This is a genomic window from Aequorivita sp. IT1282 (assembly GCF_058068205.1).
This window is the reverse complement of record NZ_JBYRHR010000002.1, coordinates 532304-544308: the sequence shown is the minus strand read 5'-3', so window position 1 is coordinate 544308 and position 12005 is coordinate 532304. Positions and strand designations below refer to the sequence as shown.

Sequence of the window (12005 nt, the reverse complement as noted above, 5' to 3'; positions counted from 1 at the left end):
TGAGTATTTTTAGCTTCCTCTGATATAACTCAATCGTGCTTAAAAAAATAATAGCATTCCTCCTCATTATTTCAATGTACTCTCTTACAGTACATGGGCAAGATATTAGGCAATTTGAAAAGATTGTAAATACAACAAAAAGCAAAACACAAAAACTTACTGCGCTAGACAGTCTATTAAAGCGCACTTTCTCTACAAATCAAGATGCTTTTATTAAGTATAGCCTAATATACATAGACCTAGCTTTAGAAATAGATAGCATTGAGTTGGCTGCTAAAAAAGCAATGAATCTGCAGTATCCGCTAACAAACTATGCAAACGATCCGTTGAATGCAATCACTATCATTAACAGTGTTTTAGCTCGTAAATACAAAATAAATAACAGCCTTATATTGGGCAGCTTGTATATTAAACGAGGCAGCGCTAATACCAAAGTAGATCTAAACAAGGCTATTGAAGATTACAATACGGCGCTTGAAATAATTCCGCAAGAAAACACTTTGCAAATAGCAGACATCTACTTATTTCGAGGCCAAGCATACTCACAGATGGGGAAGTTTGTTCTAGCGGGTGAAGATTTAACCCGCGCCTATACTATATACGAGCAGAAAAAAGCCTACGATTATATGGTTTATGCACAACAGGGTATTATTAGCATGTTTAGCATGAACGGTTTTTACGAAAAATCGAAAATAGAACGCGATGCGCTCATTAAAAAAATGAAGAGCTTAGAGCTTAATAAATTTATATCCTACGAATATTACAATCAGGCACTTGATTATAAAAAGATGGGCAATACAGATTTAGAGTATAAATCTTTATTATTAGCTGAAAAGAGCTTCGACCATTCCAATACAAATAAAGCAGTTTATGTAGGTATTCTTTCAAGGCTTATAGAATATTATTGCAACGAAAACCAAATTAGCGAGGCTGAGAAATCTTTGACTGCAATAGAAGCCTTAGATTTAAATATCTCAGGAAATCCTGCTGCCGAGCTAAATTATTTAAGCGGAAAAGCAAAATATCTACAAACAATAGGAAGGTATGAAGCAGCATTGGCACTAGCTCAGAAAACACTAAATCTTGCCAAAAAGCTCGGAATTGAAGATGAAATAATGCAAACCCATTCACTGTTGTCTGAGATTTATTTCGACATGGGCGAATACAAGAAAAGTATTCAGAACTCCCAAGCTGCTACTGAAATAAAAGATTCCATTTATAACCGAAGTACAGCAAACGCACTTGCATATTATCAAACACTCTACGAAACCGAAAAAAAAGAAAAAGAACTAGTAGCGAAAACCTCCAACATAAGTCTTTTAGAAAAGGATAATGAGAGTTTTAAAAAAGCCCTTCTTTTTGGTGGAATTGCAATTCTATTGGGCTTTGGCCTTATCTTGCTCTACAGAAACCAAAGACACTTAAAAAGCCATAAAGTGCTTCAAGAAAAATTTAGTCAGGAATTACTTATATCGCAGGAAAGCGAGCGCAGAAGAATCTCGAAAGATCTTCACGATGGCATTGGCCAGCAACTATTGGTGATAAAAAACAAATTGACAAAAAGCGGCGATGCAGATACCAAGAAAATGGTGAATGACACTATAGAAGAAGTGCGTACCATTTCTCGCGACTTACATCCCTTTCAACTTCAAGAGCTCGGCATTACCAAAGCCATTGAATACAACATCAACTTAATAGACGAAAACACAACCCTTTTTATTTCTGCTGAAATTGATAATATAGACAATATATTCACAAAAGAAGACGAAGTAAATATCTATAGAATTATTCAAGAAAGCCTGAGCAATATCTTAAAACATTCACACGCCGAAGCGGGAAAAGTTTCAGTGAAAAAATTTGCAAGCAACGTTTTAATTTCCGTGCGCGACAATGGCGTGGGTTTCGATTTTGCCGAAAAATATCAAGACGTAAAATCTTTAGGCTTAAAAACATTATTAGAACGTACCCGATTTTTAAAAGGACAAATGAAGGTAACGTCTAAAAAAGATACCGGCACGGTGCTGGAATTTCAATTTCCATTATGAACAAAACTACACCATCTATTATTATTGCAGACGACCATCCCCTCCTATTGAAAGGATTAAGCGACTTTTTAATTGAAAAAGGCTATAATCTTTTAGGAAGTGGCAACGACGGAAGAGAGGCTTACAATCTAATAACCCAGAAAAAACCAGACATTGCAATTCTAGATATTCAGATGCCCTATATGTCTGGATTAGAAATTGCGCAACAATGTAAAGGAGCCAATATTGACACCAAAATAGTTTTAATTACGCTTCACAAAGAAAAGGAACTGTACCAAAAAGCTAAAGAGTTAAATATATTTGGTTACATCTTGAAAGAATTCGCTTTAGAAGAAATTGAAAACTGCATAAAAACAGTTAAAGAAGGCGTTCCTTTTTTCAGCGAAAAGATAAAAGAACTTATAGGTGTCGTGCAATTGGAAGATGGCGAGCTCGATATGCTTACTCCTTCAGAGAAAAAGATTTTAAAACTAATTGCTCAGGACAAAACGAACAAGGAAATTGCTTCGCAACTTTTCATCTCGTACCGAACAGTAGAAAAACACCGAAGCAATATTATCACAAAACTCAAGATTGAACCCAAAACAAATAGTTTGCTTATTTGGGCAAAAGAACATCACGACAAGTTGCTATTGTAATAATTCGAAAAAATAAATTTACGTGTTACCACGTATTTCATATCTCTATTTTATGACGGATATTTACAATATGAAAGATTCGGTATCTATAGAAGATAAGAGAAAGAGTTACCGCAAAATGCTAAAAGGCAAGAAATCTGCTATTATAGTATTAATTGTTTCGATTGTTTTAATTCTTTTATTGAACCTAATCAACACGATTCTTTTTAACTAAAAAATTGTTTACTAGCTAACCAAAAAAATCCGGCTCTAAAGGCCGGATTTTTTATTGATAATTATTTTATTTTGAAATTATAATTCCAAAGCACGTTTAACATCGTCGTTCATCAAAAGTTCTTCAGGACTTTCCAATGCTTCTTTTATTGCTACTAAGAATCCAACAGATTCACGACCATCAATAATTCTGTGATCGTATGAAAGCGCAAGGTACATTACTGGTGCAACTACAATACCACCATCGCGCACTATAGCACGCTCCACAATATTGTGCATTCCTAAAATGGCAGATTGCGGTGGATTAATAATAGGAGTAGAAAGCATACTTCCGAAAACACCACCGTTAGAAATGGTAAACGTTCCGCCAGTCATTTCATCTACTGTAATTTTACCGTCACGAGCTCTAATTGCAAGTCTTTTTACCTCGTCTTCAACACCTCTAAAACTTAAGTTCTCTGCATTTCTAATTACAGGAACCATCAATCCTTTTGGTCCAGAAACAGCAATTGATATATCTTTAAAATCGTAGGTAATCATATAATCACCATCAATCATTGAGTTTACATCTGGGTATAGCTCTAATGCGCGCACCACTGCCATTGTGAAGAAAGACATAAAACCAAGTCCAACTCCGTGCTTTTCTTTAAACTGTTCTTTATATTGGTTACGCAGAGCAAAAATAGCAGTCATATCTACTTCGTTAAAAGTAGTTAGCATTGCGGTTTCGTTTTTTGCAGAAACTAAACGCTCGGCAACTTTTCTGCGAAGCATTGAAAGTTTTTTACGTTCGCTTCCACGGCCACTAGCTCCAGGAGTTCCCATAGATGGAGTAGCATTGTTAGCGTCGTCTTTAGTAATACGTCCATCACGACCTGAACCCTTTACATCTTTTGAAGACATAGATTTTTCGTCAAGAATTTTCTTGGCTGCAGGTGAAGGTGATCCAGTGGCATAGGTTTTTTTATCTTGCTCTTGATTTGGAGTAGATGATTTTGAAGGAGCTTCTTCTTTCTTCTCTTTAACAGGCTCTTCCTTGTCTCCGCCAGGTTTTTTAGCATCTGTATCAATTATGCAAACTACTTGCCCAACTGCTACAACATCTCCTTCTTCAGCTTTCAAAGTAATAATACCACTGGCTTCCGCTGGAAGTTCCAATGTTGCTTTATCACTATCTACTTCAGCGACTGCTTGATCTTTTTCAACATAATCGCCATCTTTTACTAGCCAAGATGCTATTTCAACTTCGGTGATGGATTCTCCCGGAGACGGGACTTTCATTTCTAATGCCATACTATTGCTTTTTAATATAAACCTGAGTTTACAAGTCTTTAAAGTTAATTTCTTTTTGTCTTTCTATAAAATTTTTAGAAAGTCGATTACATATTTTTATCAAAAACATTCTCAATCACTTTAGCGTGTCGTGCTTTTGATCTAACCGTACTACCGGCGGCAGGGGCTGCATACATTTTTCTGCTACAAACTCTAAAATTTCTAGCTTCTTCATAATGCATAATTAAATGTGAATAGGCTCCCATATTCTTAGGTTCTTCCTGCGCCCAAACCACATCGTCTGCGTTTTTGTACTTTTTAATTATTTTATTCATCGCGTCTATTGGCAATGGGAATAACTGTTCCACACGTACCAAAGCCACATCATCTCTTTCAAGTTCTTCTCTTTTTTCAAGCAAATCGTAATAAAATTTACCTGAGACAAAAACAAGTGTTTTCACTTTTGCCACCTTAACTTCAGCATCATCAATCAACATTTGGAAACTTCCGTTTGCAAATTCTTCTTTTGTTGAAACCACTTTTGGGTGACGAAGTAAACTTTTGGGTGTAAAAACGATTAACGGTTTACGATAATCTGTTTTCAATTGTCTTCTAAAAAGGTGAAATAAGTTTGCTGGGGTAGTAACATCTGCTATAAACATGTTGTCCGTTGCACACAATTGAAGGTAGCGTTCCATTCTTGCAGAAGAGTGTTCTGCGCCTTGACCCTCATAACCGTGCGGCAATAGCATTACCAAACCATTTTGCAGTTTCCATTTATCTTCTGCTGCAGAAATATATTGGTCTATCATTATCTGCGCTCCATTGCTGAAATCACCAAACTGCGCTTCCCAAATTGTTAATGAATTTGGACTAGCCATAGCGTAACCGTAGTCAAAACCTACAACGCCGTATTCGGAAAGTAGCGAGTTGTAAATATAAAATTCACCTTGATCGCCCTTTAAATTATTTAGAAGTACTACTTCTTCCTCACTGTCTTCAACCGTTATAACAGCGTGACGGTGCGAAAACGTTCCACGCTCCACATCTTGCCCGCTCATACGTATATCGTGACCTTCATTTAGAAGCGATCCGTAGGCAAGTAACTCGCCCATGGCCCAATCTAATTTATTTTCGTCGAAATACATTTTGTGCCTCGCTTCAACAAGTTTGGCTATTTTTTTAAGGAATTTTTTATCCTCTGGCAATTTTGTAATCGCCTTAGCTATTTCGTCTAACTTTTTCAGGTCGAAAGTAGTATCGACCGTCTGCATCATTTTTTCTTCTTCGGCGTAGTTGTATCCCTCCCACTCGTCCTGCATAAATGGAGTGATGGTAGTTTTGTCTTCTTTTCTAGAATCCTCTAAATTTTCTTCTAGCTTATCTTTATATTCTTGCTCAAGTTTTGCTGTGTAATCTTTATCAATCACACCTTCAGCAATAAGCTTTTCAGCATAAATATCTCTTGGGTTATCGTGTTTCGAAATTGCTTTGTAAAGTTTTGGTTGCGTAAAACGTGGCTCATCGCCTTCGTTATGACCATATTTTCTATAGCCCAACAAATCGATAAAAACATCGCGACCAAATTCCATTCGGAAGTCTAAGGCAAAAAGCATAGCATGCACAACTGCTTCAACATCATCAGCATTTACGTGAAGAATTGGCGAAAGTGTTACTTTTCCAACATCAGTACAATAGATTGATGAACGCGCATCTAAGTAGTTTGTGGTAAAACCTATCTGGTTATTTACTACAATATGAATTGTTCCTTCAGTTTTATAGCCGTCTAACTGTGCCATTTGCACAATTTCGTACACAATTCCCTGTCCAGCAATTGCAGCATCACCGTGAACAATAATTGGCAATACTTTATTTGGATCACTTTTATGGTGGTCATCCTGCTTGGCACGGGCAATACCCTGTACCACTGCCCCAACAGTTTCCAAGTGGGAAGGGTTTGGCGCTATATTTAAATTTATTTCTTTACCAGATTCAGTTGTACGTTTTGAAGTCCAACCTAAGTGATATTTTACATCGCCGTCAAAAATGTCTTGTGCGTAATCTTTTCCGTCAAACTCGCTAAAAATGTCTTTTGCGCTTTTTCCGAAGATATTAGTAAGGGTACTTAAACGGCCACGATGCGCCATTCCCATTACAAATTCCTTCACGCCTCTTTCTGCTGCACTTTCAATTAAAGTATCTAAAGCAGGGATTAAGCTTTCGCCTCCTTCCAAAGAAAAACGCTTCTGCCCTACGTATTTTGTATGAAGAAAAGTTTCAAAAGAAACCGCTTCATTAAGTTTTTTAAGAATGTGTTTTTTGTGCTCGTTCGTTAAACTAGGTTGATTATCATTTACATTCAACTTTTGCTGAATCCATTGAATTTCATCCGGTTTACGAATGTACATATATTCAATCCCGATAGAATCGCAATAAATACTTTCGAGGTGTTTTATAATTTCTTCGAGTGTAGCGTCGCCAATTCCCAAAATTTCACCGGCTCTATAAGTTGCTTTTAGATCGTGCTGTGAAAGGCCGAAGTTTTCTATTGCTAAGGTTGGGGTGTATTTTCTGCGATCACGTACAGGGTTTGTTTTTGTAAAAAGATGCCCGCGGGTACGGTAACCATCAATTAATTTTACAACTTGAAACTCCTTAACAACATCAGAGCAGATAGCTCCCACATCGTATTGTGGTGTTTCTCCAGGCTCATCTGTGCCAAAAAATTCTTGTGCACTATTCTCCTGTCCAAAGTCGAAACCTTGAAAAAACGCTCGCCAACTTGGCTCAACGCTATCCGGGTAGTGTAAATATTTTTCGTAAAGCTCAGCGATTTGAGCTGGGTGAATCGCATTTAAGAAAGAAAATTTATCCATGCTAAATATACAAGTAAGTCATTTTGATAAAACGGTACAAAAATACAACAATTACACAAAATAGCCGACCTGATTTTATATATTTATAGTTGAAAAACCTTAAAGTATTCACAATGAAAAAGACTGGATTTAGCTATGTTGGCAATTCATTTATTGTAATGTTTTTTCTTTTAAGCAAAACCTCATGCTTCGGTCAAAACAATACAAATGAATTTTGGCAACATGTGCGTTTTGGTGGAGGAATCGGTCTAAGTTTTGGCGATGGTTTTTTCAGTGGAACACTTGCGCCAAGCGCCATTTATCAATTCAACGATCAGTTTGCAGCCGGAGTGGCGCTAAATGGAACCTACGCCAGCCTAAAAAATAATTACAACGCCACTATTCTGGGCGGCAGCGTTCTCGCACTTTATAATGTAATTCCAGAAATTCAACTTTCTGCAGAATTTGAAGAATTGAATGTAAACCGAAATTATAAATTTGATATTGAAGAATTCACCGAGAATTATTGGTATCCAGCGCTATTTGTTGGTGTAGGTTTTCACAGCAATAATTTTACTATCGGTATTCGTTACGACGTGCTTTACGATAACGAAAAGAGTATTTATGCGAATGCTTTTGCCCCCTTTGTACGCGTTTATTTTTAAACGTTTCGCTCCATCAAATTTTTTCCAAATTCACGTAGTTGTTCTTTTTTCTCTTCTGAAATATTTATTTCGTCTAAAAGAGAATACGCCAAATTACTGTATTTTTCTATTTCAGTTTGTGTTGCTTCCGCAGCACCAGAAGCTATAAACACCTCTTTTACAGTAATGATTTTATCTCTCGGGTCTTTCGGATTTATACTGAAAAGATGCTCCAATTCATCCGACTGAACAGCCGTGCCTTTTTGCAACGCCGTTAAATATAAAAATGTTTTTTTATTCGAAATAATATCTCCACCCACCTGTTTCCCGAAGGTATCCGGATTTCCGAACACATCTAAATAATCGTCCTGTAACTGAAAAGCAATACCTAAATTTCTTCCAAATTGGTAAATTTTGTCTTTATCGCTTTCTGAAGCTTCGGCTACAATTGCACCCATTTGCATTGCTGCACCTAATAGTACTGCAGTTTTGCAGTCTATCATTTTTATATATTCCTCTAACGAAACATCGTCACGGGTTTCAAAATCCATATCGTCTTGTTGCCCTTCACAAACCTGAAGCGCGGTTTCGCTAAATAGTTTTGCAAGCTCCTGAAACATTTGTGGCTCGTAGTTTTCGAAAAAACGATATGCTAAAATTAGCATCGCATCGCCCGAAAGTATGGCTGTGTTTACATCCCATTTTTCGTGGACCGTCCGTTTTCCTCTGCGCAAAGGCGCATTATCCATAATGTCGTCGTGGATAAGTGAAAAATTATGAAATAGCTCAACAGCCAATGCGGCACTCATTGCTTTCTTGAAATCTGAACCGAAAAAATCGCATACCATTAAGGTTAGTGCTGGCCGAATACGCTTTCCACCCAATGAAAGTATATACTTTATAGGGTCGTAAAGTTGGCGCGGCTCTTTTTGAGCAATAGCTTTTTCAAGGTTATTGTGCAGCTCTGTATTGTATTTCCTTAAAATATCCATTCGTCAAAAAAAATTTCGGCTAAAGTAAAACAAGCTAATCAAATGCCCTCAATTAATGTTGAAAAATACTGTGAATGTTAAGGTTCTGTTAATAATATAAAACCAAGGAAACTATTTTTGTTTTTATAGTTTCCGTGACATATATTTGCACCCGATTATGAAAGAAAAAATTGTTCAAAAAGCAACAGGGCTTTTTTTAAAACTTGGTTTTAAGAGTGTTACAATGGATGATATTGCCAATGAGATGGCAATATCAAAGAAAACCATTTATACACATTTTAAAAATAAAACCGACTTGGTGAAGGAATGCACCTGTAATACGTTAAATGAAATTACTCAGGGTATAGACGAAATTTGTTCCCTCAATCAAAACCCAATTGAAGAGATTTACGAAATAAAGAAATTTATAATGGGTAAAATTGAAGACGAATATTCTTCTTCACAATATCAGCTTCAAAAGTACTATCCCGAAATAAGTGAAAATCTTAAAGAAAGTCATTTCGAAAAAATGATGGAATGTACCCGCACAAATCTTCAAAGAGGAATTGAACAGGGGCTTTACCGAAGCAATCTGGACACAGATTTTATTGCACGGCTTTACTTTTTGGGTATTCACGGCACAAAAGACCAAAACCTTTTTCCTGTAGAAAAATTTACACGGAAATTTATTACCGAAGAATATATTGAATATCATTTAAGAGGAATTGTAACATCTGAAGGTTTTATTACACTAAAGAAATTCATAAAAGAGCATCAAACTAATGATTAAAAAAATTCTAATTTTCAGTTTCGTAATGTCTGTTACTTTAGGTTTTTCGCAAGAGCAGAAAGACTATAGTTTCAATTTACAGGAAGCAATCATTTTTGCTTTAGACAGCAATTATGCATCTATAAATGCAAGACGCGATATTGCAAAAGCAATAAAGCAAAAGTGGGAAACTACGGCTTCGGGACTTCCGCAAATTGACGGTACTATAAGCTATCAAAATAATCTAAAACAGCCCGTAACTTTGATTCCGGCTGAATTTGGAGGCGGCGAGCCCGGCACCTTTACACCTATCACTTTTGGAACCAAACAAAGTGCAAGTGCCATTGCCACACTTAACCAACTTATTTTTGACGGTAGCTATCTTGTAGGTTTAAAGGCAGCCAAATCGTTTTTAAGTTATTCTGAAAATACCAACGAAAAAACCCGTTTGGAAGTGCGGAAAGGTGTTATTAATGCCTACGGAAGTGTTTTACTAGCTCAAGAATTAGTAGATATTTTTGGAAAAAACAAGACAAATCTCGAGAACAACCTCAATGAAACCCGTAAAATTTTCGAAAACGGTCTAGCTGAAGAAGAAAGCGTAGAACAGCTGGAAGTAACTCTTTTAGATATTGAAACCCAACTCAATAACGCACGCAGAAGTCAGGCTATAGCCAAACAAATGTTTAATCTTTCCTTGGGAATAGATGTGGAAACACCTGTTATATTAACTGATGATTTGGATGAATTAGCGAAGCAAAATATTAGCCTTGCCCTACTCAATTCGTCATTGAATGTGGAGGATAATGTGGATTATAAAATTGCAAACAATCTTGTAGAGCAACGCTATTTTGAAAATCGTCTAGAAAAGAGCAAATACCTTCCAAGTCTTACCGCATTTGTTAATTACGGAACTTCCGCCAATAGTGAAGATTTCAGTTTTTTCAATGGAGACCAAATATGGTATCAGTCGTCGGTTTTAGGACTGAGTTTAAATATACCAATATTCAGTAGCGGACTTCGAAACGCAAAAGATCAACGCACTAAAATAGCTTTAGATCAAGCAAAAACAGATTTTGAACAAACACAACAACAGATAAAGTTAGATTTAACAACGGCTCAAAGTAATTATCAATTCGCAATTGAAAATTATGAAAACTCGAAGAAAAACCTATCGCTTTCAGAACGTATCGAAAACAAGAATCAAATAAAATTTACGGAAGGTTTGTCAACGAGTTTCGATTTACGCCAAGCACAGATACAACTTTATACCGCGCAACAACAATATTTTCAATCTATGCTACAAGTAATAAATGAAAAGGCAAATCTTGAAACCGTTTTAAATATTCCGCAGTTGCGAATTAATTACAAAGAAATTAAAGGACAGTTTTAACCATACCAAACTCATAAACTTTTTAATAAATCAACAATGAAAAAAGCAATTCTACTATTAATAACAATCATCACGCTTGCTTCTTGCGGTGGAGATAACAAATCTGTCGATGCCGTTATTAACGATGGCGATATGGCAGCTGTTAAGGCCAAAAGAACCGAGCTTAATACAATACAACGCGAATTGAAAAGCGATATCGATAAACTTAATGCCTACATCGATGCAAACGAAAACAAGGATCGTCCAGCACTTATTACCGCAGAAGTTATAAAAGACACCATTTTTAAACATTATGTTGAAGTTCAAGGAAATGTAGAAACAGATCAAAACGTGGTGCTAAATGCAGAATATTCTGGAGTACTGACTAATGTTTATGTTAAGGAAGGACAAAGTGTATCTAAAGGGCAACGTCTTGCTAAAATAGACGATGGCGGCCTGTCTAGTCAAGTGGCGCAACAGGAAGGACAAATGGCTTTGGCAAAGACCACTTTTGAACGCCAACAAAGACTTTGGGAGCAGAAAATAGGTTCAGAAATTCAGTTTCTGCAGGCTAAGACTACTTATGAAGCATCGAAAAACATTACAAACCAATTGCGCTCTCAGTTGAGTAAAACAATAATAACTGCGCCTTTTAGCGGGGTTGTTGACGAAATTATTTCAGATCCCGGACAAGTTGTTATTCCTGGTCAAAGTCCTATAATTCGTTTGGTAAACTTGAGCAATATGTATGTGAAAGCTAGCATTCCAGAAACCTACCTTAAAAACATAAAAAAGGGAACACAGGTAAAAGTAAGACTCAATTCAATAAACGAAGAGTTTGAGGGAACGGTGCGTCAAGTAAGCAATTATATAAATCCGAATAATAGAAGTTTTGATATTCAGATTGAAATTCCAAATAAAGACGGCCTTGTAAAACCAAACCTCATCGCTGTTGTTAAAGTGAACGATTACAGCGCTGAAAATGCTATTACAGTTCCCGAAAATATATTACAAGAAAATGCAGCTGGCGAAACAATTGCATATCTATACCAACCTGTTACAGATTCTGAAGGAATTGCAAAACGTGTGCTTCTTAAAACTGGTCTTTCTTATGAAAATCATACAGAGGTAAAATCTGGTCTTAAAAAAGGCGACACCATTATTAAAGAAGGCGCAAAAACACTTCGTGATGGACAAAAAGTAACCATCAAAAACTAAGAAACCAA

9 protein-coding genes are annotated in these 12005 nt (G+C 36.4%); 6 read left to right on the top strand and 3 right to left on the bottom strand.

Going from position 1 to position 12005, the window contains the following annotated elements:
- Positions 1–74: 74 nt before the first annotated feature.
- Positions 75–2045: an ATP-binding protein gene (locus AC3RVG_RS06320; protein ID WP_489690592.1), complete on the top strand. Its 1971-nt coding sequence runs from the start codon at positions 75–77 to the stop codon at positions 2043–2045.
- Entirely contained in the window at positions 2042–2683 is a 642-nt protein-coding gene (locus tag AC3RVG_RS06315) for a response regulator (RefSeq protein ID WP_489690591.1), read from the top strand. The genes AC3RVG_RS06320 and AC3RVG_RS06315 overlap by 4 nt, the downstream gene beginning before the upstream one ends.
- Before the next feature lie 291 nt (positions 2684–2974).
- Here the strand turns inward: AC3RVG_RS06315 and odhB are convergent, their stop codons facing one another.
- Complete coding sequence (odhB, locus tag AC3RVG_RS06310; protein WP_489690590.1) at positions 2975–4189, bottom strand: 2-oxoglutarate dehydrogenase complex dihydrolipoyllysine-residue succinyltransferase; 1215 nt, start codon at positions 4187–4189, stop codon at positions 2975–2977.
- 86 nt (positions 4190–4275) lie between these two features.
- Positions 4276–7044, bottom strand: a complete 2769-nt coding sequence (locus AC3RVG_RS06305; protein ID WP_489690589.1) for a 2-oxoglutarate dehydrogenase E1 component — start codon at positions 7042–7044, stop codon at positions 4276–4278.
- A gap of 113 nt (positions 7045–7157) precedes the next feature.
- Between AC3RVG_RS06305 and AC3RVG_RS06300 the strand changes: the two genes are divergently transcribed.
- Positions 7158–7688 carry an alpha-ketoglutarate decarboxylase gene (locus AC3RVG_RS06300; protein WP_489690588.1) on the top strand — a complete coding sequence of 177 codons (531 nt, stop codon included), beginning with the start codon at positions 7158–7160 and terminating at the stop codon, positions 7686–7688.
- On the opposite strand, the gene AC3RVG_RS06295 is transcribed toward AC3RVG_RS06300, so the two are convergent.
- Positions 7685–8659 carry a polyprenyl synthetase family protein gene (locus AC3RVG_RS06295; RefSeq protein WP_489690587.1) on the bottom strand — a complete coding sequence of 325 codons (975 nt, stop codon included), beginning with the start codon at positions 8657–8659 and terminating at the stop codon, positions 7685–7687. The two genes, AC3RVG_RS06300 and AC3RVG_RS06295, sit on opposite strands and share 4 nt — an antisense overlap.
- Positions 8660–8816: 157 nt before the next feature.
- On the opposite strand from AC3RVG_RS06295, the gene AC3RVG_RS06290 reads away from it, so the two are divergent.
- Genes AC3RVG_RS06290 through AC3RVG_RS06280 form a run of 3 tightly spaced genes read left to right on the top strand, consistent with a single transcriptional unit; the run spans position 8817 to position 11997 of the window.
- A complete protein-coding gene (locus tag AC3RVG_RS06290) occupies positions 8817–9428 on the top strand; it encodes a TetR/AcrR family transcriptional regulator (protein WP_489690586.1) in 612 nt (203 codons plus the stop codon).
- Positions 9421–10800 carry a TolC family protein gene (locus AC3RVG_RS06285; RefSeq protein ID WP_489690585.1) on the top strand — a complete coding sequence of 460 codons (1380 nt, stop codon included), beginning with the start codon at positions 9421–9423 and terminating at the stop codon, positions 10798–10800. The genes AC3RVG_RS06290 and AC3RVG_RS06285 overlap by 8 nt, the downstream gene beginning before the upstream one ends.
- Positions 10801–10836: 36 nt before the next feature.
- Entirely contained in the window at positions 10837–11997 is a 1161-nt protein-coding gene (locus tag AC3RVG_RS06280; protein WP_489690584.1) for an efflux RND transporter periplasmic adaptor subunit, read from the top strand.
- Positions 11998–12005 lie beyond the last annotated feature (8 nt).